The organism is Streptomyces sp. ISL-96, assembly GCF_018614035.1.
Taxonomy (GTDB): domain Bacteria; phylum Actinomycetota; class Actinomycetes; order Streptomycetales; family Streptomycetaceae; genus Streptomyces.
Genome location: NZ_JAGGPA010000058.1, coordinates 1 through 25,847, shown reverse-complemented (window position 1 = coordinate 25,847; position 25,847 = coordinate 1). Strand labels below are relative to the sequence as shown.

Below are 25,847 nucleotides of genomic sequence, written 5' to 3'. Positions count from 1 at the left end.
TGGTGGGTGCGCCGGGTGTGCTTCCGGTGCGCCCTCCCGCCGTGTGCGCGGGCCCGGCTAGCGTCGGTCGGAGGAGGCGGCCATGGCATGGCGTGACTTCCGCGGACGCGGGGCGGCGCTGGTGGTGACGGTGGTGTTCGGTGCGGTGTGGTGGGGTGCCGTGCTGCGGCTTGTGCTGGTGCCGGAGCGGACCGGGGTCGTCGAGGGCGCGGTGGCGGCGGGCGGCTGGGGGCTGAGCCTGCTGCCGGTTCACGTGGTTTCGGCGGCTGCGGCGGGGGTGGATTCGCGGCGCCGGCGACGCGGGCCGGGGCGTACGCCGGGGGCGGTGTTGCGGCGCTGCGGGGTTGCCGGGGCGGTTACCAGCGCGGTTACCAGGGCATTGCGACGCCGCCGTTCGGGCGGAGGATCTGGCCCGTCGTGAAGGCGGAGGCGTCCGACGCCAGGTGGAGGATCGCGTGCGCGATGTCCTCGGGCTCGCCGACGCGGCCCAGTGGGGTCGCGCGGACCATGGCGGCTTCGGTCCGGTGCTGGAGCGCCGCGTCGTGGCGGTCGGTCATGGGGGTGCGGATCCAGCCGGGGGCCACGGCGTTCACGCGGATGGAGTAGGGGCCGAGCTCGGTGGCGAGGGTCCTGGTGAGCTGTACGACGGCTGCCTTGGCCGTGCTGTAGCAGAGCAGGCCGGAGGTTGCCGCGTCGACCGCGCCCGACGCCATGGTGATGATGCTGCCGGGAGTCCTGGCGGCGATCATGGCGCGGGCCGCCTCCTGGCATGCGTACAGAACACCCTTGAAGTTGACCGCCAGGACGCGGTCCAGGTCCTCGTCGCGGGTCTCCAGGACGGTGCTGCGGTGCATGATTCCGGCGATGGCGGCGAGGATGTCGAGACGGGGGCCGGCTGCGGAGACCGCCGCCGCGAGCTGGGTCCGGTCGGTGACGTCCAGACGGTGGGGGTGCGCGGCGCCGCCCGCCTTGGTGATCAGGGCCGTGGTCTCGTGGAGGCCGCTCTCGTCGAGGTCCGCGCAGTGGACGGTGGCGCCGGCTTCGGCGAGGAGGAGTGCGCCGGCCCGGCCTATGCCGCTCGCGGCGCCGGTGACGAGTGCGGTGCGGCCGGTGAGGTCGTACGCCTTGAGGGCCATGCGGGGACGGTACGACCGGACCTGACGGGGCGTCAACTGGCGTGGTGGGTCGGGGTTGGGCCCGACTGGCAGCGGGGGCACCAGTACGTGGGGCGTGCGCGGCTTCCGTCGCCCTGGTCGGCGTGGCGGATCGGGGTGCCGCAGCGCAGGCACGGGCGGCCGGCGCGGCCGTACACGTACAGGGGTGGGGTGCGGGCGCGTTCGCGGAGGGTGGTGCGGCGGCCGAGGCGGTCGCGGTTGGCCTCCAGGAGGCGTTTGGCGGCGGCGACCAGGCGTTCGGGGGCGGGGAGTTCCCCGATGGGGAGCCAGGGGGTCACGCGGGCGAAGAAGCACAGCTCCGACTTGTAGATGTTGCCGATGCCGGCGAGATTGCGCTGGTCGAGGAGGGCTTCGCCCAGGGGGCGGGCGGGGTCTGCCAGGAGGCGGCGGAGTGCTTCGCCGGCGTCCCAGTCCGGGCCCAGGAGGTCGGGGCCGAGGTGGCCGACGGCCTGGGCCTCGTCCTGGGTCCGGATCAGTTCGAGTACGGGGAGGCGGTAGCCCACGGCGGTGTGTTCGGCGGTGCCGAGGACGGCGCGGATCTGATGGGCCGGGCCGCCGCGCCATCGCTCCTCGGGGCCGTAGATCTTCCAGGCGCCGTCCATGCCGAGGTGCGAGTGGAGCGTGAGGCCGCCCTCGATGCGGGCGAGGAGGTGTTTGCCGCGAGGGGTGACGTCCAGGACGGTGCGGCCGGTCAGGTCGGCGGTCGCGAACCGGGGGACGCGGAGGTCGGCGTGGGTGAGGGTGTGTCCGGCCAGGGCGGCGTGCAAGTGCTGGGCGGCCTGCCAGACGGAGTCTCCTTCGGGCATGGGTCCATGATGCGGTGGAGTGGGACGGGGTGGCGTCCTGAGCCCGGCAGGGATCAGGACGACGGATGGGCTCAGGGGCGGAGGCGGAGGCCTCGGGGGGTGGGGTGGAAGCCTGCTGCTTCGAGGGTTTTGCCCAGCGGGGAAGTCAGGGCGGGGGCGCCGTTGGTGCGTTCCACTGTGACCGTGCCGAGGGCTCCTTCCCTGGCCGCTTTCGCCAGGGCTTCGGCAGCCGCGGTGAGGCGCGGGTCCGGGGCTGCCGGGTCGCTCGGGTCGGTGGGCCAGGCCAGCAGGGTTTTGCCGCCGCGTTCCATGTAGAGGGTCAGCTCGCCGTCGACCAGGACAACGAGGGCCCCGGCTTTGCGGCCGGGTTTGTGGCCCGCGTCGGAGGGCGGTTCGGGCCAGGGCAGGGCCGCTCCGTACGCATTGGCGGGGTCGGCGGCGGCGAGGATCACCGCGCGGTTCGGGGAGTCCGTTTCGGCGCGCTCGCGTGCGGTGGCCGCGGCCCGCAGGCGGTCGACCGCGCCGTCCATCGCGAACTGGGCGGCCCCGAGGCCCTCCACGACGTAACCACGGCGTGCCTGCCCGCTGTCCTCGAAAGCGGCCAGGATGCGGTACGTCGCCGAGAAGCCGCCCTCGACCCCTTCGGCGGCGACCGCGCCGCGCGTGACCACGCCGTGCCGGTCGAGCAGCGTGCGGGCGAGCGCGTGGGCGCGGTGGGTCGGATCGGGTTCGTGGGCGGGGAGCAGGGACCAGCGGCCGGAGACCGTGGGGGGCCCGGTGCGGGAAGCGGGGCGGGTGGCCGCGCTGAGGGTGCCGTAACGCCCGCGCGGGACCGTGCGTTTGGCGCGGTGGGCGGTGGAGCCCGCCGTACGGCCCGATCCGAGGAGGGAGCGCAGGGGCGCGAGCGTGTCGTTGGTGAGACGGCCCGACCAGGCCAGGTCCCAGAGGGCGTCTGCGAGTTGCGGGTCGGTGCAGTCGGGGTGGGTGGTGGCGCGGACCTGGTCGGCGATCTGGCGGAAGAAGAGGCCGTACCCCCCGGAGAGCGTGGTGAGGACGGACTCGTGCAGTGCGGTGAGCTCCAGGGGATGCGGCTGGGGGAGGAGCAGGGGCGCCGCGTCGGCTAGGTAGAGGGACACCCAGCCGTCCTTGCCGGGCAGTGCGCCCGATCCGGCCCACAGGACCTCGCCGGTCGTGGTGAGCTCGTCGAGCATGGCGGGTGAGTAACCGGCCACGCGGGACGGGAGGACCAGCTTTTCGAGGGCGGACGCCGGCACGGAGGCGCCCTGCAACTGCTCGACGGCGCGCACAAGTCCGTCGATGCCACGCAGACTGCTGCTGCCGAGGTGCTGCCACTGGGGGAGGAACGCGGCGAGCGCGGCGGGCGGAACCGGCTCCAGCTCGTGGCGCAGGGCGGCCAGGGACCGGCGCCGCAGGCGGCGCAGCACCGTCGCGTCGCACCACTCCTGGCCGATTCCGGCGGGGTGGAACTCGCCCTGTACGACCCGGCCGTTCGCGGTGAGGCGTTGCAGGGCGCCGTCCGTCACCGCCGCCCCCAGGCCGAACCGGGCGGCCGCCGCGGCTGACGTGAACGGGCCGTGGGTGCGGGCGAAGCGGGCGAGGAGGTCGCCGAGCGGGTCCTTCACGGGCTCGGTGAACGCCTCGGGCACGCCGACCGGAAGCGCGGTGCCCAGCGCGTCGCGCAGCCGGCCCGCGTCCTCGACGGCCGCCCAGTGGTCCGCCCCGGCGATACGGACGCGGATGGCCCGGCGGGCGGTCGACAGGGCCTCGGCCCAGCCCGGTTCGGCGCCTCGCGCGGCCAGCTCGGTGTCGGTGAGGGGGCCAAGGACCCGCAGGAGGTCGGCGACACCCTCCAGGTCCTTGATGCGGCGGTCGTCGGTGAGCCACTGAAGTTCCTGCTCCAGCTCGGTCAGGACGTCGGCGTCGAGCAGTTCGCGCAGCTCCGCCTGGCCGAGCAGCTCGGCCAGGAGCCGGGAGTCCAGTGAGAGCGCGGCGGCGCGCCGCTCGGCGAGGGGTGAGTCGCCCTCGTACAGGAACTGGGCGACGTAACCGAACAGGAGGGAGCGGGCGAAGGGGGACGGCTCGGGGGTGGTGACTTCGACGAGCCGGACGCGGCGGGACTCGATGTCGCCCATGAGTTCGGTGAGGCCGGGTACGTCGAAGACGTCCTGGAGGCACTCCCGCACGGCTTCGAGGACGATCGGGAACGAGCCGAACTCGGAGGCGACCTGGAGCAGCTGGGAGGCGCGCTGGCGCTGCTGCCACAGCGGGGTGCGCTTGCCGGGGCTGCGGCGCGGCAGGAGCAGCGCGCGGGCGGCGCACTCGCGGAAGCGGGCGGCGAACAGCGCCGAGCCGCCGACCTGGTCGGTGACGATCTGGTTGACCTCGCCCTTGTCGAAGACGACGTCGGTGGCGCCGAGCGGGGCCTGGTCGTTGTCGAACGCGGTGCTCTGCCGGGACGGTCCGGACAGTTCGTCGTCGAGGAGGTCGAAGCCCATCAGGTCGGCGTCGGGCAGGCGCAGCACGATGCCGTCGTCGGCGTGCATGACCTGGGCGTCCATGCCGTACCGCTCGGTCAGACGGGAGCCGAGCGCCAGTGCCCAGGGGGCGTGCACCTGGGCGCCGAAGGGGGAGTGGATGACGACCCGCCAGTCGCCGAGCTCGTCGCGGAACCGCTCCACGACGATGGTGCGGTCGTCGGGGACGTGACCGGCGGCGCGGCGCTGTTCGCCGAGGTACGACAGGATGTTTTCGGCGGCCCAGGCGTCGAGGCCGGCGGCGGTCAGGCGCAGCCGGGCGTCCTCGGGGGTGAGGGAGCCGACCTCGCGGACGAACGCGCCGAGCGCACGGCCCAGTTCGAGGGGGCGGCCCAGTTGGTCGCCCTTCCAGAAGGGCAGCCGGCCCGGCACTCCGGGGGCGGGGGAGACGAGCACGCGGTCGCGTGTGATGTCCTCGATGCGCCAGGAGGTGGTGCCGAGGGTGAAGACGTCGCCCACGCGGGATTCGTAGACCATCTCCTCGTCGAGCTCGCCGACGCGGCCGCCGCCCTTTTTGGGGTCGGCTCCGGCCAGGAAGACGCCGAAGAGCCCGCGGTCGGGGATGGTGCCGCCGGAGGTGACGGCCAGGCGCTGCGCCCCTGGACGGCCCGTGACCGTACCGGCGATACGGTCCCACACCACGCGGGGGCGGAGCTCCGCGAAGGCGTCGGACGGGTAGCGGCCGGCGAGCATGTCGAGGACCGCCGTGAAGGCGGACTCGGGGAGCGAGGCGAAGGGGGCCGCGCGGCGGACGGTGGCGAGCAGGTCGTCGGCCTGCCAGGTGTCGAGCGCGACCATGGCGACGAGCTGCTGCGCCAGGACGTCGAGCGGGTTGGCGGGGACGCGCAGGGCCTCGATGGAGCCGCTGCGCATGCGCTCGGTGACGACGGCCGACTGGACGAGGTCGCCGCGGTACTTGGGGAAGACGACGCCCGTCGAGACCGCGCCGACCTGGTGCCCGGCGCGGCCGACACGCTGAAGGCCAGAGGCCACGGACGGCGGTGACTCGACCTGGACGACGAGATCCACCGCGCCCATGTCGATGCCCAGCTCCAGGCTGGAGGTGGCGACCACGGCGGGCAGCCGGCCGGCTTTGAGGTCCTCCTCGACCTGGGCGCGCTGTTCCTTGGAGACCGAACCGTGGTGGGCGCGGGCGAGCAGGGGCGGAGCACCCTTGGCGGCGCCCGCCTGAGCCATGATCTCGGCGGGTGACTGGTCATCGGGCAGCGGTTCGCCGGTGGCCCGTTCGTACGCGATCTCATTGAGCCGGTTGCACAGGCGTTCGGCGAGGCGGCGGGAGTTCACGAAGACGATCGTCGAGCGGTGCGCCTGGACGAGGTCGGCGATGCGCTCCTCGACATGCGGCCAGATCGACGGCTTGTCGCCCGCGTCGTCGCCCTTGGCCGGGGCGCCGCCCAGCTCGCCCAGGTCCTCCACGGGGACGACCACCGACAGGTCGAACTCCTTGCCCGAGGGCGGCTGGACGATGGCGGCCTGGCGCTGCGGGGAGAGGAAGCGGGCGACCTCGTCCACCGGCCGGACCGTCGCGGACAGGCCGATCCGGCGGGCGGGGCGCGGCAGCAGCTCGTCCAGCCGCTCCAGCGATACGGCGAGGTGCGCACCGCGCTTGGTCCCCGCGACGGCGTGCACCTCGTCCAGGATCACCGTCTCGATGCCGGCCAGGGATTCGCGCGCGGCGGACGTGAGCATCAGGAACAGCGACTCGGGTGTGGTGATGAGGATGTCCGGCGGCTTCGTCGCGAGCGACCGCCGCTCGGCGGCCGGAGTGTCGCCGGAGCGGATGCCGACCCGGACGTCGGGTTCGGTCATCCCGAGTCGTACGGCTTCCTGGCGGATGCCGGTGAGGGGGCTTCGGAGGTTGCGCTCGACATCGACCGCGAGGGCCTTGAGCGGTGACACGTACAGCACCCGGCAGCGCTGCCTGGGGTCCGCGGGCGGGGGCTTGGACGCCAGGTCGTCGAGCGCGGCCAGAAAGGCGGCCAGGGTCTTTCCGGAGCCGGTCGGGGCCACGACCAGGACGTCGGAACCTTCGGAGATGGCCTGCCAGGCGCCTTCCTGCGCCGCGGTGGGCGCGCTGAAGGCCCCCGTGAACCAGCCGCGGGTCGCGGGGGAGAAGGAGTCGAGCGCAGTCCTGGACATGTCCCCCATCGTGCACCCGACCACTGACAACGGGCGTCCAGACCATGGACGTGCAGGTCAGCGGCGCGCGGGCGGGCCGCAGAATGGCTGTATGGCGACGGAGGCGGGAGGCGCGGGAGGCGCGGGGGGCATGCGAGACGTGCGAGAGGTGGCGGGTGGGAAGGACGAGTGGGCGCGGCACTGGCAGTACCCGGGTGTGCCCGGCCTCGACCTGCTGCGGGCCCGCTACGTGCGCCATTCCTTCTCGCGGCACAGCCACGAGGGGTTCGTCTTCGGCGCGGTCTTCCGCGGAATCGAGGACGTGGTCATGCCGCAGGGCACGATCCAGGCACGCCCGGGCACCGTCGTCATGATCAACCCGGAGGTGCCGCACGCCGCGCACGCGGGCGTGCCCGAGGGCTGGTCGTACGCCACCCTGTACCCCTCGGCGCAGGTGGTCGCCGGCATCGCCGAGGAGACGACGAGCCTGCGCGGTACAGCCGGCTTCGCCGAGACCATCGTCGAGGACGCCGACACCGCGCGGCTCATCCGCGCGGTGCACAAGGCGGCCGAGGAGGGCAACGCGCTCGCCGCCGACAGCCTGCTGCGGATCGCCGTGGCCAGGCTCCTTCGCCGGCACGGCCAGAGTCTTCCCGCACGTGCGCCGGCCGCGGCGGGCGCACGCACCGCGGCGCTCGCGAAAAGCCTCCTTGAGGAGCGCATGGCTGAGCCCCCTTCCCTGGAACAACTCGCGAACGAACTCGGGACCGGTCCGTTCGCGCTCCTGCGCGCGTTCAAGTCGGCGTACGGTATGCCGCCCCACACATGGCTGACCAACGCGCGTGTGCGCAGCGCCCGACGGCTCCTGGAGGCCGGGACGGCACCTGTCGAGGCCGCCGCCGCCGTGGGGTTCAGCGACCAGCCGCATCTGAACCGGCACTTCACCCGGATCGTCGGGGTACCGCCCGGCGCCTACCAGCGGGAGCGCGCAAGAACGTACAAGACCGGGCGCGGCCGCCCGTCCTAGTGTCCGGACGTGGCAGAACAGACAGCACCCCCAGCGATACGCACAGAACCACCCGCGTCCAAACCCGACCGCGCCGTCGTCCGCGACGCGCTCGGCGTGGGCGTCGCCGTCGGGCTCTCCGGCTTCGCCTTCGGCGTGACCTCCGCGGGGTCGGGCCTCACCCTCCTCCAGACCTGTGCGCTCAGCCTCCTGGTCTTCACAGGGGCCTCGCAGTTCGCGCTCGTCGGTGCGCTCGCGGCGGGCGGCAATCCGTTCACCGCCGCAGCGGGCGCCTTCTTCCTCGGCGTACGCAATGCCTTCTACGGGCTGCGGCTGTCCCAGCTGCTGGCCCTCCCGCGCTTCGTACGCCCCTTCGCCGCCCACTGGGTCATCGACGAGACGACGGCCGTCACCCTCGCGCAGCCCTCGCGCCGCAGCGCCCGGCTCGGCTTCACGGTCACTGGACTGTCCCTGTACGTGCTGTGGAACCTCACCACCCTGATCGGGGCGCTCGGCGCGGAGGCCATCGGCGACACCGAAGCATGGGGCCTGGACGCCGCGAGCCCCGCTGTTTTTCTCGCTCTGCTGGCGCCCATGCTGCGTACCGGCATGGAACGGGCTGTCGCGGGTCTCGCGGTGCTCCTGGCCCTCGGGCTCCTGCCGGTACTGCCGGCGGGCGTGCCGGTGCTCGTCGCCGCGCTCGCTGCTCCCGCCCTGCTCTACGTACAGGGCCGCAGGGCGGCACGCCACACCGCGAAGGAGGAGGGGCGATGAGCGTCTGGATCGCGATCGGCGCCACTGCCGTCGGCTGTTACCTCGTCAAGCTGCTCGGCCTGCTGGTGCCCGCGGGCGCCCTGGAGCGCCCGCTCGTCAAGCGTCTGGCCGCGCTGCTGCCGGTGGCCCTGCTGGCGGCGCTCACCGCCCAGCAGACCCTCAGCACCGGGCAGCACCTGGCGCTGGACGCCAGGGGCGCGGGGCTCGCGGCGGCGGCGCTCGCGCTTGTCCTGCGCGCACCCTTCCTCGTGGTGGTCGGGGCCGCTGTGGTCGTCACGGCGGGTGTAAGGGCGATCAGCGGCTGAGGTGAAGGGCTTGACCGGGGCGCGCCGCCCTGTTGCCGCGCGCGCCCGGCTCGCCGGAATCAGCCGATGACGCGTCCGTACGCCCGTAGCGTCAGCAGCGCGTCGATCGTCACGATCGGACGCGACTCCAGCGCGGTCCCCGGCGCCCATTCCCGCCAGCGGATCGGCCAGCCCCCGTCCTCCCGCTGTCCGGCCGCGAGGAAGTCCAGCGAGCGGCTCATCTCCTCGTCGGTGAACCAGTCACGGGCGAGCGATCCCGGCGTACGGGCGTAGTCGTACGCGAAGTGGTGCTCGCCCGGCGCATACCCAGCGGCCACGGGCTGCTCCCCGGCCCGCGCCGGATCCAGGGCGACGAGCCGCTGCTCGCGCACCAGCCGGCCGAGCCGGTCCGCGGCGGCCCTCGCCCGGGTCCTGTCAGGCACGCCGTCCAGGAAGGCGACCGCCGCCTGGACCTCGTACGGATGGGACTTCTCCAGCGCCTCGACCGCGGCCCAGCAGAAATCGGTGGCCCTGAAGAGCCACGCGTGCCACACCTCATTGCGGTGCAGCAGCCCGACCACAGGGCCCGTCGCCAGGAGATCACCCGGAGGGTCGTCCACGACCGGGACGAACGGCGCGGCCGGATAGCCGCCCAACGAAGGATCCACCGCAGGCAATGCTCCCTCCTTCGTCGACGCGTCGGACAGATAGCGGCACATCCGCTCCACCCGCACGCCCTCGCAGCGGCCGATGGAATCGAGGACACGCAGCGCGTGAGCGACGTGCAACGGCTGGCTCACCGGACCGCGCAGATCGGGTTCCAGTGCGTAGCCGTAGCCGCCGTCATCGCATTGGTACGGGGCGAGCGCCCTTTCGACCGTGTCTGGGCCGCCGTTCACGAAGTGATAGGCGAACCGCCGTTGTTCCAGCACGCGGGCCGTCAGCCAGATGAAGTGCTCGGCGCGTGCGAGGGGGGATGCTCCGGATCCAGCCATGGAACGACCGTAGGACGGTAAGCGCTCTCGGGAAGCTCCGCGGGCCGGTCTGCACTCTCAGGGGCGCGATACTGGAGTCATGCGGTTGACGATTTTCTGGGAGCGGATGGCGGAGCACTTCGGTGAGGCGTACGCCGATTCCTTCGCCCGCGATCATGTGATGGCCGAGCTCGGCGGTCGCACGGTGAACCAGGCCCTGTCGGCCGGCTGGGACGCCAAGAGCGTCTGGCGCGGCGTCTGCGTCGCTATGGACGTGCCCGCCGACAAGCGCTGACGTGCATGGGGGGCAAGGGGCGGAGGGGCCGGATGTCACAGGCATGGGCCAGACTGGCTCCGTGGCATCCACTGACGAGCCCGCCGGGCAAGAAGACTCGCCGACCGCACCGCCGCCCACGCGCCCCCGGGCGGACAGCGGTTCTGCCCGTATGCCCCGGTGGCTGCCGCGCGCCATGGTGCTCGCGCTCGCTCTCTACGCCTGTTTCCAGCTCGGCAACTGGGCGTTCCACCAGCTCGTCGGCCTGCTGATCAACATCCTGATCGCCTTCTTCCTGGCTCTCGCGATCGAGCCCGCCGTCGGGCGGATGGCGGCCCACGGCATGCGGCGCGGCTTCGCGACCTTCCTGGTCTTCATCGGAGTGCTGGTCGCGGGCGTCGGCTTCATCGTGCTGCTCGGCTCGGTGCTGGCCGGCCAGATCATCGAGATGGTCGAGGACTTCCCCGAGTACGTCGATCAGGTCATCAACTGGATCAACCAGACGTTCCGCACGGAGCTCTCCCGGGTGGATATCCAGGCCAGCGTCCTGAACTCCGACTGGCTGCGCAGGTACGTACAGAACAGCGCGAGCGGCGTCCTGGACGTGTCGGCGACCGTGCTCGGCGGGCTGTTCCAGGTGCTGACGGTCTTCCTGTTCTCCTTCTACTTCGCGGCCGACGGACCACGGCTGCGGCGTGCCCTGTGCTCCGTACTGCCGCCGGCCCGCCAGGCGGAGGTGCTGCGCGCCTGGGAGATCGCGGTCGACAAGACCGGCGGTTACATCTACTCGCGCGGCCTGATGGCGCTGATCTCCGGCGTCGCGCACTACATCCTGCTGCTGGTCCTCGACGTGCCGTACGCCCCCGCCCTCGCGGTGTGGGTGGGGCTCATTTCGCAGTTCATTCCGACGATCGGTACGTACCTGGCGGGTGCACTGCCGATGTTGATCGCCTTCACCGTCAACCCCTGGTACGCGCTGTGGGTGCTCGGATTCGTCGTTGTCTACCAGCAGTTCGAGAACTACGTACTGCAGCCCAAGCTGACCGCGACGACCGTCAACATCCATCCGGCGGTCGCCTTCGGCTCGGTCGTCGCGGGCACGGCGCTGATGGGGGCCGTCGGCGCGCTGATCGCGATTCCGGCGATCGCGACACTGCAGGCCTTCCTGGGCGCGTATGTGAAGCGGTACGTCGTGACGGACGACCCGCGCGTGCACGGCAGACACCCGAGGCGCCGCGGCGGCTCGGCCTTCGTACGCCTGCGGCGCACGGGGCGCGACGACTCCGCGCGGGAGCCGCGCCGGGACCAGGCGCCGCCGCCCTCGGACGACGACGCCTGAGTTCCGTCCGCGCGCGATCAGTGGCGCTCCAGCTCCACCCGCGGGGGTGCCCTGCGTAGCCGTTCCTCGGTGGCGGACTGGAGTGCCCGTACGTCCTCCTCGCGCTCGGCGGCGCGGATCCGCTGCCCGGCCTCGCGGAGGTAGGTGCGGTGCGCTTGACACCAAAATCGAACATCCATTCTGATGGGGTTCTGGCCGGGTAGCTGCGAGGGTTTATCCACAGGTCAGGACGACGCCGGGACGCGTTGTCAGTGGCAGGAGATAGCGTCTTGGACGTGAAGCGATCGACTCAAGCAAATCGGGTGGAACCCATGGCAGCAGGCACCGACCGCGAGAAGGCGCTCGACGCCGCGCTCGCGCAGATTGAACGGCAATTCGGCAAGGGCGCGGTCATGCGCCTCGGCGACCGGCCGAACGAGCCCATCGAGGTCATCTCTACCGGGTCGACCGCGCTGGACATCGCGCTCGGCGTCGGCGGGCTGCCGCGCGGGCGTGTGGTGGAGGTGTACGGACCGGAATCCTCCGGTAAGACGACGCTGACGCTGCACGCCGTGGCGAACGCGCAGAAGGCCGGCGGCACCGTCGCCTTCGTGGACGCCGAGCACGCGCTCGACCCGGAGTACGCCAAGGCGCTCGGCGTCGATACGGACAACCTGATCCTCTCCCAGCCGGACACCGGCGAGCAGGCACTCGAGATCGTGGACATGCTGGTCCGCTCGGGCGCCATCGACCTCATCGTCATCGACTCCGTCGCGGCCCTGGTGCCGCGAGCGGAGATCGAGGGTGAGATGGGTGACTCGCACGTCGGTCTCCAGGCCCGGCTGATGAGCCAGGCACTGCGCAAGATCACCGGTGCGCTGCACCAGTCCCAGACCACGGCCATCTTCATCAACCAGCTCCGCGAGAAGATCGGTGTGATGTTCGGCTCCCCGGAGACCACGACCGGTGGCCGGGCGCTGAAGTTCTACGCCTCGGTGCGGCTCGACATCCGGCGCATCGAGACCCTCAAGGACGGCACGGACGCGGTCGGCAACCGCACCCGCGTCAAGGTCGTCAAGAACAAGGTCGCGCCGCCGTTCAAGCAGGCGGAGTTCGACATCCTCTACGGCCAGGGCATCAGCCGCGAGGGCGGTCTGATCGACATGGGCGTGGAGCACGGCTTCGTCCGCAAGGCGGGTGCCTGGTACACGTACGAGGGCGACCAGCTCGGCCAGGGCAAGGAGAACGCCCGTAACTTCCTGAAGGACAACCCCGATCTCGCCGACGAGATCGAGAAGAAGATCAAGGAGAAGCTGGGCGTCGGTGTCAAGCCCGTGGCCCCGGGAGCCGAGCCCGGCGCGGACGCGGCGGTCAGCTCCCCGGCAGCGGCCGACGCGAAGTCGGTACCGGCTCCGGCGACCAAGGCCAAGACGGCCAAGCCCGCGGCAGCCAAGAGCTAGACCGTGACCCGGAGGACGGACTGGCCGGGAAGCGCAAGCGAAGGCATGGACGCCGAGGACAGCGGCGGCCCCGACCCGTCGAGGGCCGGCAAGGGGCTGCCGCCTCAGGATCCGGGTGAGCAGGCGCGGGCGATCTGTCTGCGTCTGCTCACCGGAACCGCGCGCACCCGCAAACAGCTCAAGGACGCTCTCCACAAGCGGGGCATCCCGGACGACGTGTCGGACGAGGTGCTGTCCCGCTTCGAGGAGGTCGGGCTCATCGACGACGCGGCCTTCGCGGACGCCTGGGTGGAGTCCCGGCACCACGGCCGGGGCCTCGCCCGGCGGGCGCTCGCGCGGGAGCTGCGTAACAAGGGCGTCGCCCCCACCCTCATCGACGACGCGATGGGGCAGCTCGACGCCGATCAGGAGGAAGAGCGGGCCCGTGAGCTCGTGGCCCGCAAACTCCGCTCCACCCGCGGTCTGGAGCGGGACCGCCGGCTGCGCCGCCTCGCCGGCATGCTGGCCCGGAAGGGCTACCCCGAGGGCATGGCCCTGCGGGTGGTCCGACGCGCCCTCGAAGAAGAAGGCGAGGACACGGACGGCCTCGACTACGACCCGCTCTAGCCGCCGCGGCGGGTCGTAGCGGCGGGGCCGCGGCCCCGCCGCTAAGGAGTCACCGGAAGCCCCGCCGCCCGCCACGCCTGGAACCCGCCGTCGAGATCCGTCGCCCCGTGCAGTCCCAACTGCCGCAGGGAGGCGGCCGCGAGACTCGACGCGTATCCCTCGTTGCAGATCATCACGATCCGCAGATCATGGCTGGTGGCCTCCGGAGCGCGGTGGCTGCCCTGCGGATCGAGCCGCCATTCCAGCTCATTGCGCTCGACGACGAGCGCCCCCGGGATCAGTCCGTCCCGCTCGCGCAGCGCCGCGTACCGGATGTCCACCAGCAGCGCACCGGCCACGGCGGCGTCGTACGCCTCCTGCGGCCCGATCCGGTCGAGCCCTTCGCGTACGCGCTCCAGCAGTTCGTCGATTCCGACACGTTCGCCACTCACTGCCACTCCTCGGGATGCTCGACCTGCTCCAGCCGCAGCACCGCTCCCGTGCGGCTGTAGCGCCGCATCATCGGCAGCGGCGGGTAGTAGGCGTGCACCGACACGGCGTGTTCGTCCGCCGACTCATTGAGCACCTGGTGTACATGGTGCGCGCCGAAGGCCCGTCCCCGGCCGGCCGTCAGCTGTCGCTCCCGGTCCACCCCGTCGGCCAGTTCGAGGGTCTTCCAGCCCTCCGTGGGGATGCGCGCCGCGAGCGACTCCTCCCGAAGGGTGCCCGCCGCGGCGGCGAAGGCACCGTGCGAGCCGCCGTGGTCGTGCCAGCCGGTGCCGGCGCCGGGCGGCCAGCCGATCAGCCAGGCCTCACTCCCGCCGGGCCCGTCGAGCCGTACCCAGGTACGGCCTTCGGGATCGAGCGGAAGGGAAGCCACCAGGGAAGCGTCGGCGGCGGTACGGCGCACGAATTCGAGCAGTTCCGCGGAAGAGGGAGAGGAAGAGGGCACAGCGTTCCGGGGAACGCTTTCGGGCGCGTCGGAGGAACGTACGGAAAGAGACACAGGGGACCGTCCTGAAGATGTTCGCGAGAACGCGCGGCCGGAAACACAGCACGGCACAGCGCGATGAGAAGAAGGGCGAATCAGCAGGACGGGCGACACACGCAGCCCGCATAGCGGACGAGGTCCATATGGACCCTCCGCCACAGGCGCACGTTGGTGTCGGTCACGCTCCGGAGTACACCACGCACGCCCGCGGCGGTCAATTGATGTCCGCTGTCCGGTCAGTAAGGTCAGTACGGTCGGTCTCGTCCTTCTGGTCGGTGCCCCCGGACTGCGCGGACTTCTCCGTACGGTCGGCTTCCCCGGAACGCTGCGGGCCCGGCCCGGCCTGCGCCGACTTCGGTGGGCCCCCGCGCGCCGCGTCCGCGGCCGCGTACAGCTCGGCGGGACGCACCCCTTGGAACGCCGCGACCAGATGCCCGTCGGGCCGCACCAGCAGCACGGTGTGCGCCGACGCCCCCGGGTAGCCCTCCGTGACCAGCAGTTCGGCGCGCACCGGCAGCGCCGTGACGGCCGCTGCCAGCCGCGGCATCACCCCCGCCGTCATCCAGTGCCGCCGGTCCCACACGCCCGTACCCGGAGCGACCAGCATCACCAGCTGCCGCCCCCGCCCCAGCCGGTCCCGCAGCCGCACCGTCGTACCGTCGGGCGCCGTCGCCCGTACGTCCGCCACCGGCGCACCCAGGGGCGTACCGACCAGCGTCTGCGCCTCGGCGCGCTCCGGCGCGAGCGGAGAGCGCGTGTACTCGGGTGGCGCCCCCAGCGCCCCGCGCCCCAGGTGCCCGTCCGTGAGGAGCGTGTCGTGTCCACGCGTGGTGCCCGGCAGGTACGTCCGCAGTCCGCTTCCCCGCAGTATCGGCAGCGCCTGGTCGGCGGCGCGCAGACGCACGGCGACTGCCGTACGCCGCTCGGCCTGGTAGCTGTCGAGCAGCGTCTCCGAGGCCCCCAGGTGCCACGCCTGCGCCAGCTTCCAGGCCAGGTTGTCGATGTCCCGCAGGCCTTCGTCGAGGCCCTGTGTCCCGAGCGCCCCGAGCAGGTGGGCCGCGTCGCCGGCGAGGAACGCCCGTCCCACCCGCCACTTGCGGGCCAGCCGGTGGTGGAGCGTGTACACGCCGGTGTCGATCAGCTCGTACGGAGGTGTCTCACCGCACCAGCCGGCCAGTGTGTCCCGCACGCGCGCCACCAGCGCGTCGGGCGTCACGAGTTCACCACGCGGCGGCAGCAGCCAGTCGAGCCGCCACGCACCGTCCCTCAGCGGGCGCGCGGTCACTTCCTGCCCGCCCGTCCGCCACGGCGGCATGCGGTGCAGCAACGCTTCGCCGTCCCACGGCAGTTCCGTACGCAGCGCGGCGACAGCATGCCTTTCGACCGACGTACGCCCAGGGAAGCGGACGTCGAGGAGCTTGCGCACCGTCGACCTCGCCCCGTCGCAGCCGACCAGGAAGCTGCCGCGCCACCAGGTGGCCCCGGGCTCCCGAGTGTGCGCGGTGACGCCGGTGCCGTCCTGCTCGATCGTGTCGAGACGCCCGTGCGGCACGGTCCGCACGAGCTCGTGCGCCGCGACGGCGTCCCGCAGCCCGCGCGTCAGCTCGTGCTGCGGCAGATGCACAGGGGACAGAGAGGGCAGGTCGGGCAGGTCACCGTCGTCGCCGAATTCGATCTGCCTGACGTCCTGATTGCGCCGCATCAAACGCCATCCGGACCAGCGCGTTCCGTGGTCACGGACAGTGGCGCACCCCAGCCGCTCGACCAGCTCGGCCGTGTCCGGCCGCAGGACGGCCGTACGAGCCGTGCGGGGCTCGTCCTTGCCCGGCCCCTCATCGAGCACGACGGAGGGCACACCCTGGCCCGCGAGAGCCAGCGAAAGGGCCAGTCCGACAGGACCGGCCCCAACGACGATCACCGGGTCCACGGCGCGTCCCCTCCAGTCCGTACGGACATGCGGGAAGCGGCAGGTGGAACCCGGTGCACGATCACAGAACGTATGCAACCCACTGCGAGTGCTTGCGTCAAGTGACGGAGGGAGCGGCGCGGTGGACAGTCCTGTGTCCGACTGCCTCTGCCTCTCAGCGCGTGTCCGGCCCATCCGTCCGACCGGTGGGCTGGAGCGTCAGGGCGGCCGTGGCGCTCGGTGATCCGGTCGGCGGAGGAATATAAGGCGCTGAATGCTGACGATAGACGCGACTCACTTCGTGAAGTGGGCTGTCCGGGACGGCTCCGGTGTTGTGAAAGCAGTAGTCATGACGAGATCGTTCCAAGTATAAGCCGGAGATTGAGATATAAACTTTAATGGCGTCCGTTTGGGTGCGCGGCCGCTGCGGGGTTTTCTGAACATCAAGCTCAAATTTAGCTCAGATTGACTGTGGCCTGCCGAGACCTACTCTTTTGACTGTTGCTGATTTCGGCGGAGCCCTCTCCGTCATGACCATGGAATCGGTATGCGCCAATATGAAACGGGGAGGAATGGCGTGAAAAAAATCATGCGAAGCTTGGGTGTCGGTTCGATTGCGCTTGCGTGCGTTTTCGTATCCGGGACTTCAGCCAACGCGGCTTCAGCCAGCGGGGCGAAATATAACGGGTGCAAGAATTCCGTGAAGGTCTGGCGTAGTGGTGCCAAGGTATACGCGCAGGGGAAAATGACCTGTGACAAGAAGGTCAGGATCCTGCGCCCGGCCTCGGCAATCTCCAGCTACAAGAACGGCAAGCTGAAGGACTACAACGCCCCTGGGCAGATGGGGAGTTGCAGGTGGGTCAAGACCTGCACATCTCCCAAGGCCTCGCTGAAGGCCACGAAGGGATGGGACTACCGCGGTTCGAACTCCGGAACGGCCTCAACGGGTGTTCCCGGTGAGATGGACGGGTGGTGGCCGAAGCGGACTCAGGCGCACGCCACTTACAAGTACAGGTGAGGCAGGGCGACGTGGAAGCCCTGCTGACCAGGTAGCCGGCCGTGCTCCACGCGGCTGTGTGACCGTGTGGCCTGTGTTCCGATGGTTCGCCGCGTGGCTGACGTCCAGAGAGGGCGGCAGCCACGCGGTGCGGTATGCGGAAATTTGCGCTCTTGAATACACGTTCGGCATCCCGCCGTGTCGATCAGCCGGGAGGCCGTCGGAATCGGAGGCGGACGGAATTGGGGAGACAGCGACCTTTCGTGCTGTCTCCCCAATTCTCACGAGGTGCTGGCCATGCTGCCTATACTGTTCCGCCTCCGCCTGCGTCCAGGGTTTTGAGGGTATCGGCACTGATCGTTGCACCGGTGGACTTCTTGCCGCGCCGCATGCGCGCTTCCAGCCAGCCGGCAAAGGTGGTCAACGCGAAGTTCAGGGCAATGAAGATCAGCGCGACGACGACGAAGGATGCGATCGTATTTCCGTAGTAGCCACTCATCGTGCTGATGACCGACATCAGTTCGGGGAAGGTCAGCAGTGCGCCGCCCAGCGCGGTGTCCTTGACGATGACGACGAGTTGGCTCACGATCGCCGGCAGCATCGCGGTGACCGACTGCGGCAACAGGACGTACCGCATGGTCTGGCCCTTGCGCAGGCCGATGGCCATGGCAGCCTCGGACTGTCCCTTGGGGAGTGACAGGATTCCGGCCCGGACGATTTCGGCAAGCACTGAGGCGTTGTAGAGGACGAGACCCGTGACCACGGCGTAAAGGGGCCGGTCGTCGGAGCTGATGCCGCTGTATTCGGCGTACGCCGCGGTGGCGAACAGCATCAGGACCAGCACCGGAATGGCGCGGAAGAACTCCACGATCGTGCCCGCCACGCCCCGGACCAGCCTGTGGTCGGAGAGGCGCGCGATGCCTAGGATCGCGCCGAGCGGGAGCGCGATGACCATGGCGAGCGCGGCGGCGATGAGTGTGTTCTCGAGACCCGGCCAGATGTACGTCGACCAGGTGCGCCCGTCGGTGAAGGGCTTCCACTTCTCCCAGTCGAGCTGGTTCTTTTCGGCGAGGCTGCTGATCACCCACCACATCACCAGCGCGGTGACGGCGGTGAACAGGACCGAGTACAGGATGTTCCGCCGCTTGGCGCGCGGTCCCTGGGCGTCGTAGAGAAGGGAGGTCATCGCTTCACCGCCACCTTCTTGCTCACCCAGCCGAGGAGCAGGCCGGTCGGGAGGGTGAGGCAGACGAACCCGAAAGCGAAGATCGCGGCGATCAGAATGGTCTGGGCCTCATTCTCGATCATTCCCTTCATCAGGTAGGCCGCCTCGGCGACACCGATGGCCGCGGCCACGGTCGTGTTCTTCGTCAACGCGATCAATACGTTGGCCAGCGGCGCCACGACCGCGCGGAAAGCCTGCGGGAGGACGATCAGCGTCAGTACCTGGGTGAAGCGCAGGCCGAGTGCGCGTGCTGCCTCGGCCTGGCCGACGGGCACCGTGTTGATACCGGACCGCAGCGCCTCACAGACGAAGGCGGACGTGTAGGCGATCAGCCCCAGTACAGCGAGGCGAAAGTTGATGCTGTCGACTTCCTCAGCGCCGAGGGTGACGCCCATCGTCTGGTAAAGGCCCAGCGAGGTGAAGACGATGATGATGGTCAGGGGGATGTTCCGCACAAAGTTCACGTAGGCGGTGCCGAAACCACGCATCAGGGGGATCGGGCCGACTCGCATGCCAGCGAGCGCGGTTCCCCATATGAGGGAGCCGAGGGCCGAGAGGACGGTGAGTTGCACCGTCGCCCAGAAGGCCCCCAAGAGGTCATAACCTTCAAGAAAGTCGAACACGATCTCCCGCGCTTCCGCGTGTGTGGAGGGCGCGGCGCGCCACCCCGGAGGGTGGCGCGCCGATCAGTCCCTGCTTCACTTGACGATGTTGCCGATCTCCGGGGCCTTCTCGTGCTTGTAGCCGGCCGGGCCGAAGTTCGCCTCGACGGCCTTGTCCCAGGAGCCGTCCTTGACCATCTTGGTCAGGGCGTCATTGATCTTCTTCTTGAGGCCTGCGTCGCCCTTCTTGAGGCCGATGCCGTAGTTCTCGTTGGTCATCTTCAGACCGGCGAGCTTGAACTTGCCCTGGAAGTTCTTCTGCGCGGCGTAACCGGCGAGGATCGAGTCGTCCGTCGTCAGCGCGTCGATCGCCTTGTTCTCCAGACCGGTGAGGCACTGCGAGTACGTGCTGTACTGCTGCAGCTGGGCCTTGGGGGCGAGCTTGTCCTTGACGTTCTGCGCCGACGTGGAGCCGGTCACGGAACAAAGCTTCTTCTTGTTCAGGTCCTCGGCGGACTTGATGGAGTTGTCGTCGGACCGGACCAGGATGTCCTGGTGCGCGAGCAGGTACGGGCCGGCGAAGTCCACCTTCTTGGCGCGCTCGTCGTTGATCGAGTAGGAAGCCGCGATGAACTTCACGTCGCCGCGGGAGAGCATCAGTTCACGGTCGGCGCTCTTCGCTTCCTTCCACTCGATGTCGCCTGCCGCGTAGCCGAGTTCCTTGGCGACGTACGTGGCGACGTCCACGTCGAAGCCGGCGTACTTGCCGTCCGGCGTCTTCTGGCCGATGCCCGGCTGGTCGAACTTGATGCCGATGGTGATCTTCTTGCCACCGGAGCCCTTGTCGTCCTTGTCGCTGGACCCGCAGGCGGTCGCGGTGACGGAAAGCGCGAGTACGACGGCGGCCGCCGCAGTGACCTTACGAACCTTCATGGTGAACATCCTTTTGTGTCGGCAGAAGAGAGCGAAGACGCGGGAAAGTGCTGTGCGTCAGTGGTGAAGGATCTTCGACAGGAAGTCCTTGGCCCGGTCGCTGCGCGGGTTGCTGAAGAACTGGTCGGGCGTGGCCTCTTCGACGATCTTGCCGTCGGCCATGAAGACGACGCGGTTGGCGGCCGAGCGGGCGAAGCCCATCTCGTGGGTGACGACCACCATCGTCATGCCGTCGCGCGCCAGCTGCTGCATGGCTTCCAGCACCTCGTTGATCATCTCGGGGTCGAGCGCCGAAGTGGGCTCGTCGAAGAGCATGACCTTGGGGTCCATCGCCAACGCCCGTGCGATCGCGACACGTTGCTGCTGGCCACCGGAGAGCTGTGCCGGGTACTTGTCCGCCTGCGAGCCGACGCCCACCCGGTCAAGCAGCTCCCGTGCCTTCTTCTCGGCCGCGGCCTTGTCCGTCTTGCGGACCTTGATCTGGCCCAGCGTGACGTTCTCCAGCACCGTCTTGTGTGCGAAGAGGTTGAACGACTGGAAGACCATGCCGACATCGGCACGCAGCCGCGCGAGCTCCTTGCCCTCCTGGGGCAGCGGCTTGCCGTCGATGGCTATCGCGCCGGAGTCGATCGTCTCCAGGCGGTTGATGGTGCGGCACAGCGTGGACTTTCCGGACCCGGAGGGTCCGATGACGACCACGACCTCGCCACGGGCGATGGTCAGATCGATGTCCTGGAGCACATGCAGCGCGCCGAAGTGCTTGTTGACGTTGCTCAGCACGACCAGGTCGTCGGCTGCGGGGGCAGCGTCATCGGCGGCCTTGGTCACTGAAACTCCGCTCATCGGCTTCTTGCTCCGTCCTCCTCGGTTGGGGAGGACCCTAGTCAGCCGCTACGACCAGCGTCATCACATCTGAGCGGAAATTGAGCATAACGATCCGGCTGCAACCGGACACACCGTGTGAACAGGACTCCGGCCGGGGATACCGGCTCCATAACGGAACATGCCCGTAACGGGAAGAGTCTTGACTGGAACGTAATGCATCGGCCTTTATGCCATGAGGCATATTGCGCGAGACCTGTTCAAGAACATTCACCGGTGGGGGAGGGTGCCATGAGGCTGCTGCTCGTCGAGGACGACGATCACGTCGCGGCGGCCCTCTCCGCCATCCTCGTCCGCCACGGCTTCCAGGTCGTCCACGCCCGCAACGGCGAGGAGGCGGTCCAGGCGCTCCTGCCCGCCGACAAGGAGCCCTTCGGCTGCGTGCTGCTCGACCTCGGGCTGCCCGACCAGGACGGCTACGAGGTGTGCGGCAAGATCCGCAAGCGCAGCGACATCCCGGTGATCATGGTGACCGCGCGGGCCGACGTACGCTCGCGCATCCACGGCCTCAACCTCGGCGCCGACGACTACGTCGTCAAGCCGTACGACACCGGTGAACTGCTCGCCCGTATCCACGCCGTCAGCCGGCGCAAGGGCACGGCCGAGGCTCCGGCGCCCGGCGACGACACCGCGCTGCGGCTCGGCGGCGTACGCATCGAACTGCCCACGCGCCGCGTCAGCGTCGCCGGCAGCGAAGTGCAGCTCACCCGCAAGGAATTCGACCTTCTCGCCCTCCTCGCGCAGCGCCCGGGCGTCGTCTTCCGCCGGGAGCAGATCATCAGCGAGGTCTGGCGTACGAGCTGGGAGGGAACCGGCCGCACCCTGGAAGTGCATGTGGCCTCCCTGCGCTCCAAGCTGCGGATGCCCGCGCTCATCGAGACCGTGCGTGGTGTCGGCTACCGGCTCGTCGCCCCGGCCGCGTCGGTACAGGGCCCGTAATCCCACGTGCGCACTCGCCTCCTCCCGCTGCTCCTCATCCTGCTCGCGGGCATCCTGCTCGCCCTCGGCCTGCCCCTCGCGCTGAGCGTGGCCGCCGCGCAGCAGCAGCGGGTGGTCGTCGACCGGATCGATGACACGGCGCGCTTCGCGGCGCTCGCCCAGTTCGTCACCGAACGCATGGAGAGCGGCCAGGACGAGCGCCGCCGCACACTGGAGACCGAACTCGCCAGCTACAGCGAGGTGTACGGGATCAAGGCGGGCGTCTTCTACCGCGACGAGTTCCCGATGGCGAGCGCACCCGAGAACTGGGCCGTTCCCGAGAGCGGCGACGGACGGGACGCCTTCGAGGAAGCGCTCGGCAAGCGCCGCAGCCACGATCCCGCCCAGGTGTGGCCCTGGCAGGAGGGGCGTCTTGTCGTCGCCTCGCCGGTCGTGCGGGACGGCGACGTCGTCGCGGTCGTGGTGACCGATTCGCCGACCGGGCAGATGCGTTCGCGGATCCTGCACGGCTGGCTGCTGATCGCGGCGGGTGAGGTCGCGGCGATGCTCGTCGCGGTGGGCGCCGCTTTCCGGCTGACCGGGTGGGTGCTCAGGCCCGTACGCATCCTGGACGCGGCCACCCACGACATAGCGACGGGGCTGATGAACTCGCGGGTCGCGGTGGCCGGCGGCCCGCCCGAACTCAGGCGTCTCGCCCGCTCGTTCAACGAGATGGCGGACAACGTCGAGGAAGTGCTGGAGCAGCAGCGCGCGTTCGTCGCCGACGCCTCCCACCAGCTGCGCAACCCCCTGGCGGCCCTTCTCCTGCGGATCGAACTCCTCTCCCTCGAACTGCCCGAGGGCAACGAGGAGATCGCCTCCGTCCGCACGGAGGGCAAGCGGCTCGCCCAGGTCCTGGACAGCCTCCTGGGCCTCGCGCTCGCCGAGCAGGCCCCCGCGCACCTCCAGATCGTCGACATCGGCGAGCTGGTCACCGAGCGGGTCGCCGCCTGGCGCCCCCTGGCGGACGACAAGGGCGTACACCTCACCCGTGAAGGCCCGGCGGCCGTCACCGCCTGGGGAGACCCTGTGACGCTCTCCAGCGCCCTGGACGCGGTGATCGACAACGCCCTGAAGTTCACCCCGGGCGGCGAGGACGTCGCGGTCACGGTCGCACCGAACGGCGAGTCCTGCACCATCACCGTCGCCGACGGCGGCCCCGGCCTGAACGACGACGAACTGGACCGCGTCGGCGACCGCTTCTGGCGCAGCAACCGTCACCAGAACGTCACCGGCTCCGGCCTCGGCCTGTCCATCTCGCGGGCCCTGCTGCTCGCGGGCGGCGGCACCCTCTCGTACGCCCGCAACGATCCCCACGGGCTGCGCGTGACCGTGACGGTCCCGCGCACAGCGCCTACGGCTTGACCGACCGGTAGTAGCGCTGGGCGCCTTCATGCAGCTCCAGCGGATCCGTGTAGATGGCGGTCCGCAGATCCACCAGCTGGGCCGCGTGCACCTTGCTGCCGATGCTGTCCCGGCTCTCTATGACCGTACGGGTGAGCCCCTCGGTCAGCCGCGCGTCCGCGGTGTCCGTGGTCACCAGGAGATTGGCGACCGCCACCGTCGAAACCGCCTCCCCGTTCTGAGCCTGCGGGTACGCGTCGGCCGGCATCACAGCGGACCGGTAGTGGCGGGCGGGGCCGGCCTCCGCGTGCAGCTCGTCGACGAGATCACCCAGGGGTACGAGCCGGATGTCGAAGCGCTCCGACAGATTCCTGACCGCGGTGGTCGGCAGGCCGCCGGACCAGAAGAAGGCGTCGATCGTGCCCTTCCTCAGACGCGCCGGCATGGTGTCGATGCCGATGGACACCGGAGTGATGTCCAGCTCGGGATCGAGCCCCGCGGCCTTGAGCAGCCGGTTCGAGATCAGCCGTACGCCGGAGCCGTCCTGCCCCACGGCGACCCGCTTGTTCCGCAGACCGGCCGCGGACCGCACCTTGGAACGCTTCGGAACGACGAGCTGCACGTAGTCGTCGTACAGCCGCGCGCAGGCACGCAGCCGGTTCGTTCCCGGGAGGCCGTCCTGTTGGTACTGCGCCACGGCGTCCGCGGTGGCGATGGTGAAATCCGCCTGCCCGTTCACCAGCCGCGCGAGGTTCTGCCGCGAGCCCTCACTGGTACGCAGCTCCATGCCCACGTCCGGGAGGTCGCGGGCGACCTCCTTGTCCAGGAGCTCGCCGTAGCGCTGGTAGACGCCGGTCGTCACGCCCGTACTGAAGGTGATCTTTCCGCGCGGTGTGGACTCCCCGAGCGGCAGGAGCCACCACAGCAGCAGTCCGGTCACCACGAGTGCGGCGACGGACGCCTGAAGGGCGCGGCGGCGGCTGATGCGGGGGAGGGCCTTGAGCATGCGCGCGATCCTGCCAGTTCGCTCCCCTCGACGACCAGGGGGTGCCCGGCCCCGTACTCTGGTGTACGAGATGAGCGAGAAGACATACGAGGTGCGCACTTACGGGTGCCAGATGAACGTCCACGACTCCGAGCGGCTTTCGGGCCTCCTGGAGGGCGCTGGATACGTGCGGGCACCGGAGGGTGCCGACGGTGACGCCGATGTCGTCGTCTTCAACACCTGTGCGGTGCGGGAGAACGCCGACAACAAGCTGTACGGCAACCTCGGCAGGCTCGCCCCGATGAAGACGAAGCGGCCCGGAATGCAGATCGCCGTGGGCGGCTGCCTCGCACAGAAGGACCGGGACACCATCGTCAAGAAGGCCGCCTGGGTCGACGTGGTCTTCGGTACGCACAACATCGGCAAGCTGCCCGTGCTGCTGGAGCGCGCCCGCGTCCAGGAAGAGGCGCAGGTCGAGATCGCCGAGTCGCTGGAGGCGTTCCCCTCCACGCTGCCGACGCGCCGCGAGAGCGCGTACGCCGCCTGGGTGTCCATCTCCGTCGGGTGCAACAACACCTGCACCTTCTGCATCGTCCCGGCGCTGCGCGGCAAGGAGAAGGACCGCCGGACCGGCGACATCCTCGCCGAGATCGAGGCACTGGTCGCCGAGGGCGTCTCCGAGATCACCCTGCTCGGCCAGAACGTCAACGCGTACGGCTCCGACATCGGCGACCGCGAGGCGTTCTCCAAGCTGCTGCGCGCCTGCGGGAAGATCGAGGGCCTGGAGCGCGTCCGCTTCACCTCGCCGCACCCGCGCGACTTCACGGACGACGTGATCGCCGCGATGGCCGAGACGCCGAACGTCATGCCGCAGCTGCACATGCCGCTCCAGTCGGGCTCGGACACCGTGCTCAAGGCGATGCGCCGCTCGTACCGGCAGGACCGCTTCCTCGGCATCATCGAGAAGGTGCGGGCCGCGATGCCGCACGCCGCCATCTCCACCGACATCATCGTGGGCTTCCCCGGCGAGACCGAGGAAGACTTCCTGCAGACCATGCACACGGTCCGCGAGGCGCGCTTCGCGCAGGCCTTCACCTTCCAGTACTCCAAGCGTCCCGGGACGCCGGCCGCCACCATGGAGGACCAGATCCCCAAGGAGGTCGTCCAGGAGCGCTACATGCGCCTGGTCGCCCTGCAGGAGGAGATCTCCTGGGAGGAGAACAAGAAGCAGGTGGGCAGGACCGTGGAGGTCATGGTCGCCGAGGGCGAGGGCCGTAAGGACGGCGCCACGCACCGCCTCTCCGGACGCGCCCCCGACAACCGCCTCGTCCACTTCACGAAGCCGGATCAGGACGTACGTCCCGGTGACGTGGTGACGGTCGAGATCACCTACGCCGCGCCGCATCACCTGCTGGCCGAGGGCCCCACCAAGGCGGTACGCCGCACCCGCGCGGGCGACGCATGGGAGAAGCGCACGGCCGAGCCCCAGCAGGGCGCGGGCGTGCTGCTGGGGCTGCCGAAGGTCGGCGTACCGGAGCCGCTGCCGGCGGCCACCGGCGGCTGCTCCGTCCAGTAACAGCGGCCCGGCAACAGCAGCGACCGGATTCCGCCGCAGTACTGGCTAGGCTGCCGGGCATGGTGCGTCCTGAAAGCT

At 70.2% G+C, this 25,847-nt stretch carries 26 protein-coding genes; 12 read left to right on the top strand and 14 right to left on the bottom strand.

Annotated features, from left to right (window positions below; genetic code table 11):
• Window positions 1–82 precede the first annotated feature (82 nt).
• Window positions 83–421 (top strand): hypothetical protein, encoded by a 339-nt coding sequence (locus tag J7E96_RS29835; RefSeq protein WP_215135774.1) that lies wholly within the window; start codon window positions 83–85, stop codon window positions 419–421.
• On the opposite strand, the gene J7E96_RS29830 is transcribed toward J7E96_RS29835, so the two are convergent.
• From J7E96_RS29830 to J7E96_RS29820, 3 genes are all read right to left on the bottom strand, one after another.
• The gene (locus J7E96_RS29830) at window positions 369–1,136 is read right to left on the bottom strand and encodes an SDR family NAD(P)-dependent oxidoreductase (RefSeq protein WP_215135772.1); all 768 of its coding nucleotides are present in this window, start codon (window positions 1,134–1,136) and stop codon (window positions 369–371) included. The two genes, J7E96_RS29835 and J7E96_RS29830, sit on opposite strands and share 53 nt — an antisense overlap.
• Before the next feature lie 32 nt (window positions 1,137–1,168).
• On the bottom strand, window positions 1,169–1,981 hold the full coding sequence (locus tag J7E96_RS29825) for an Fpg/Nei family DNA glycosylase (protein WP_215135770.1): 813 nt from the start codon (window positions 1,979–1,981) through the stop codon (window positions 1,169–1,171).
• A gap of 71 nt (window positions 1,982–2,052) precedes the next feature.
• Window positions 2,053–6,696 (bottom strand): ATP-dependent helicase, encoded by a 4,644-nt coding sequence (locus J7E96_RS29820; RefSeq protein ID WP_215135768.1) that lies wholly within the window; start codon window positions 6,694–6,696, stop codon window positions 2,053–2,055.
• A gap of 130 nt (window positions 6,697–6,826) precedes the next feature.
• Between J7E96_RS29820 and J7E96_RS29815 the strand changes: the two genes are divergently transcribed.
• The 3 genes from J7E96_RS29815 to J7E96_RS29805 are packed head-to-tail and all read left to right on the top strand — an operon-like array spanning window position 6,827 to window position 8,760.
• Complete coding sequence (locus J7E96_RS29815; protein WP_215135766.1) at window positions 6,827–7,702, top strand: AraC family transcriptional regulator; 876 nt, start codon at window positions 6,827–6,829, stop codon at window positions 7,700–7,702.
• Window positions 7,703–7,711: 9 nt separating this feature from the next.
• Window positions 7,712–8,455: an AzlC family ABC transporter permease gene (locus tag J7E96_RS29810; protein ID WP_215135764.1), complete on the top strand. Its 744-nt coding sequence runs from the start codon at window positions 7,712–7,714 to the stop codon at window positions 8,453–8,455.
• Window positions 8,452–8,760, top strand: coding sequence for an AzlD domain-containing protein (locus J7E96_RS29805; protein ID WP_215135762.1), 309 nt, complete (start codon window positions 8,452–8,454; stop codon window positions 8,758–8,760). Before J7E96_RS29810 ends, J7E96_RS29805 begins: the two co-directional genes overlap by 4 nt.
• 59 nt (window positions 8,761–8,819) lie before the next feature.
• Here J7E96_RS29805 and J7E96_RS29800 read toward each other — a convergent pair whose 3' ends face one another.
• Window positions 8,820–9,734: a hypothetical protein gene (locus tag J7E96_RS29800; protein ID WP_215135760.1), complete on the bottom strand. Its 915-nt coding sequence runs from the start codon at window positions 9,732–9,734 to the stop codon at window positions 8,820–8,822.
• A gap of 79 nt (window positions 9,735–9,813) precedes the next feature.
• On the opposite strand from J7E96_RS29800, the gene J7E96_RS29795 reads away from it, so the two are divergent.
• Together J7E96_RS29795 and J7E96_RS29790 are read left to right on the top strand one after the other, a co-directional pair.
• Complete coding sequence (locus J7E96_RS29795; protein ID WP_215135758.1) at window positions 9,814–10,008, top strand: DUF3046 domain-containing protein; 195 nt, start codon at window positions 9,814–9,816, stop codon at window positions 10,006–10,008.
• A gap of 151 nt (window positions 10,009–10,159) precedes the next feature.
• A complete protein-coding gene (locus J7E96_RS29790) occupies window positions 10,160–11,326 on the top strand; it encodes an AI-2E family transporter (RefSeq protein ID WP_285439531.1) in 1,167 nt (388 codons plus the stop codon).
• A gap of 17 nt (window positions 11,327–11,343) precedes the next feature.
• On the opposite strand, the gene J7E96_RS29785 is transcribed toward J7E96_RS29790, so the two are convergent.
• Window positions 11,344–11,505, bottom strand: a complete 162-nt coding sequence (locus tag J7E96_RS29785; RefSeq protein ID WP_215135800.1) for a hypothetical protein — start codon at window positions 11,503–11,505, stop codon at window positions 11,344–11,346.
• 123 nt (window positions 11,506–11,628) lie between these two features.
• Between J7E96_RS29785 and recA the strand changes: the two genes are divergently transcribed.
• Both recA and recX read left to right on the top strand, forming a co-directional pair.
• Window positions 11,629–12,765: a recombinase RecA gene (gene recA, locus J7E96_RS29780; RefSeq protein ID WP_215135754.1), complete on the top strand. Its 1,137-nt coding sequence runs from the start codon at window positions 11,629–11,631 to the stop codon at window positions 12,763–12,765.
• A gap of 3 nt (window positions 12,766–12,768) precedes the next feature.
• Entirely contained in the window at window positions 12,769–13,371 is a 603-nt protein-coding gene (gene recX / locus J7E96_RS29775; protein WP_374196728.1) for a recombination regulator RecX, read from the top strand.
• A gap of 41 nt (window positions 13,372–13,412) precedes the next feature.
• On the opposite strand, the gene J7E96_RS29770 is transcribed toward recX, so the two are convergent.
• The 4 genes from J7E96_RS29770 to J7E96_RS29760 form a co-directional block, all read right to left on the bottom strand.
• Window positions 13,413–13,802 (bottom strand): rhodanese-like domain-containing protein, encoded by a 390-nt coding sequence (locus tag J7E96_RS29770; protein ID WP_374196727.1) that lies wholly within the window; start codon window positions 13,800–13,802, stop codon window positions 13,413–13,415.
• Window positions 13,799–14,302 carry a cysteine dioxygenase gene (locus J7E96_RS29765; protein WP_308296191.1) on the bottom strand — a complete coding sequence of 168 codons (504 nt, stop codon included), beginning with the start codon at window positions 14,300–14,302 and terminating at the stop codon, window positions 13,799–13,801. The genes J7E96_RS29770 and J7E96_RS29765 overlap by 4 nt, the downstream gene beginning before the upstream one ends.
• 134 nt (window positions 14,303–14,436) lie before the next feature.
• Window positions 14,437–14,508 (bottom strand): putative leader peptide, encoded by a 72-nt coding sequence (locus tag J7E96_RS38915; RefSeq protein WP_309544753.1) that lies wholly within the window; start codon window positions 14,506–14,508, stop codon window positions 14,437–14,439.
• A 47-nt stretch (window positions 14,509–14,555) separates the two neighbouring features.
• On the bottom strand, window positions 14,556–16,268 hold the full coding sequence (locus J7E96_RS29760; protein ID WP_215135748.1) for an FAD-dependent monooxygenase: 1,713 nt from the start codon (window positions 16,266–16,268) through the stop codon (window positions 14,556–14,558).
• 556 nt (window positions 16,269–16,824) lie between these two features.
• Between J7E96_RS29760 and J7E96_RS29755 the strand changes: the two genes are divergently transcribed.
• Complete coding sequence (locus J7E96_RS29755; RefSeq protein WP_215135746.1) at window positions 16,825–17,265, top strand: hypothetical protein; 441 nt, start codon at window positions 16,825–16,827, stop codon at window positions 17,263–17,265.
• 283 nt (window positions 17,266–17,548) lie between these two features.
• On the opposite strand, the gene J7E96_RS29750 is transcribed toward J7E96_RS29755, so the two are convergent.
• From J7E96_RS29750 to J7E96_RS29735, 4 genes are all read right to left on the bottom strand, one after another.
• Window positions 17,549–18,430: an amino acid ABC transporter permease gene (locus tag J7E96_RS29750; RefSeq protein ID WP_215135744.1), complete on the bottom strand. Its 882-nt coding sequence runs from the start codon at window positions 18,428–18,430 to the stop codon at window positions 17,549–17,551.
• On the bottom strand, window positions 18,427–19,092 hold the full coding sequence (locus J7E96_RS29745; protein WP_215135742.1) for an amino acid ABC transporter permease: 666 nt from the start codon (window positions 19,090–19,092) through the stop codon (window positions 18,427–18,429). The genes J7E96_RS29750 and J7E96_RS29745 overlap by 4 nt, the downstream gene beginning before the upstream one ends.
• Before the next feature lie 75 nt (window positions 19,093–19,167).
• Window positions 19,168–20,004, bottom strand: coding sequence for a glutamate ABC transporter substrate-binding protein (locus J7E96_RS29740; RefSeq protein ID WP_215135740.1), 837 nt, complete (start codon window positions 20,002–20,004; stop codon window positions 19,168–19,170).
• A gap of 57 nt (window positions 20,005–20,061) precedes the next feature.
• Window positions 20,062–20,847, bottom strand: a complete 786-nt coding sequence (locus J7E96_RS29735; RefSeq protein ID WP_285439529.1) for an amino acid ABC transporter ATP-binding protein — start codon at window positions 20,845–20,847, stop codon at window positions 20,062–20,064.
• Window positions 20,848–21,117: 270 nt separating this feature from the next.
• On the opposite strand from J7E96_RS29735, the gene J7E96_RS29730 reads away from it, so the two are divergent.
• Both J7E96_RS29730 and J7E96_RS29725 read left to right on the top strand, forming a co-directional pair.
• Window positions 21,118–21,825 carry a response regulator transcription factor gene (locus J7E96_RS29730; RefSeq protein ID WP_215135738.1) on the top strand — a complete coding sequence of 236 codons (708 nt, stop codon included), beginning with the start codon at window positions 21,118–21,120 and terminating at the stop codon, window positions 21,823–21,825.
• A gap of 6 nt (window positions 21,826–21,831) precedes the next feature.
• Entirely contained in the window at window positions 21,832–23,229 is a 1,398-nt protein-coding gene (locus J7E96_RS29725; RefSeq protein WP_215135736.1) for a HAMP domain-containing sensor histidine kinase, read from the top strand.
• On the opposite strand, the gene J7E96_RS29720 is transcribed toward J7E96_RS29725, so the two are convergent.
• The gene (locus tag J7E96_RS29720) at window positions 23,219–24,214 is read right to left on the bottom strand and encodes a TAXI family TRAP transporter solute-binding subunit (RefSeq protein WP_215135734.1); all 996 of its coding nucleotides are present in this window, start codon (window positions 24,212–24,214) and stop codon (window positions 23,219–23,221) included. The genes J7E96_RS29725 and J7E96_RS29720 overlap by 11 nt on opposite strands.
• 70 nt (window positions 24,215–24,284) lie before the next feature.
• On the opposite strand from J7E96_RS29720, the gene miaB reads away from it, so the two are divergent.
• Window positions 24,285–25,769: a tRNA (N6-isopentenyl adenosine(37)-C2)-methylthiotransferase MiaB gene (gene miaB, locus J7E96_RS29715; protein ID WP_215135732.1), complete on the top strand. Its 1,485-nt coding sequence runs from the start codon at window positions 24,285–24,287 to the stop codon at window positions 25,767–25,769.
• The last annotated feature ends 78 nt before the right edge of the window (window positions 25,770–25,847 follow it).

Coding starts and splice junctions, on each gene's coding strand:
- J7E96_RS29835 (WP_215135774.1), top strand. CDS start 83: ATGGCATGGCGTGACTTCCGCGGACGCGGGGCGGCGCTGGTGGTGACG.
- J7E96_RS29830 (WP_215135772.1), bottom strand. CDS start 1,136: ATGGCCCTCAAGGCGTACGACCTCACCGGCCGCACCGCACTCGTCACC.
- J7E96_RS29825 (WP_215135770.1), bottom strand. CDS start 1,981: ATGCCCGAAGGAGACTCCGTCTGGCAGGCCGCCCAGCACTTGCACGCC.
- J7E96_RS29820 (WP_215135768.1), bottom strand. CDS start 6,696: ATGTCCAGGACTGCGCTCGACTCCTTCTCCCCCGCGACCCGCGGCTGG.
- J7E96_RS29815 (WP_215135766.1), top strand. CDS start 6,827: ATGCGAGACGTGCGAGAGGTGGCGGGTGGGAAGGACGAGTGGGCGCGG.
- J7E96_RS29805 (WP_215135762.1), top strand. CDS start 8,452: ATGAGCGTCTGGATCGCGATCGGCGCCACTGCCGTCGGCTGTTACCTC.
- J7E96_RS29800 (WP_215135760.1), bottom strand. CDS start 9,734: ATGGCTGGATCCGGAGCATCCCCCCTCGCACGCGCCGAGCACTTCATC.
- J7E96_RS29795 (WP_215135758.1), top strand. CDS start 9,814: ATGCGGTTGACGATTTTCTGGGAGCGGATGGCGGAGCACTTCGGTGAG.
- J7E96_RS29790 (WP_285439531.1), top strand. CDS start 10,160: ATGCCCCGGTGGCTGCCGCGCGCCATGGTGCTCGCGCTCGCTCTCTAC.
- J7E96_RS29785 (WP_215135800.1), bottom strand. CDS start 11,505: ATGGATGTTCGATTTTGGTGTCAAGCGCACCGCACCTACCTCCGCGAG.
- J7E96_RS29750 (WP_215135744.1), bottom strand. CDS start 18,430: ATGACCTCCCTTCTCTACGACGCCCAGGGACCGCGCGCCAAGCGGCGG.
- J7E96_RS29740 (WP_215135740.1), bottom strand. CDS start 20,004: ATGAAGGTTCGTAAGGTCACTGCGGCGGCCGCCGTCGTACTCGCGCTT.
- J7E96_RS29735 (WP_285439529.1), bottom strand. CDS start 20,847: ATGAGCGGAGTTTCAGTGACCAAGGCCGCCGATGACGCTGCCCCCGCA.
- J7E96_RS29730 (WP_215135738.1), top strand. CDS start 21,118: ATGAGGCTGCTGCTCGTCGAGGACGACGATCACGTCGCGGCGGCCCTC.
- J7E96_RS29720 (WP_215135734.1), bottom strand. CDS start 24,214: ATGCTCAAGGCCCTCCCCCGCATCAGCCGCCGCCGCGCCCTTCAGGCG.
- miaB (WP_215135732.1), top strand. CDS start 24,285: ATGAGCGAGAAGACATACGAGGTGCGCACTTACGGGTGCCAGATGAAC.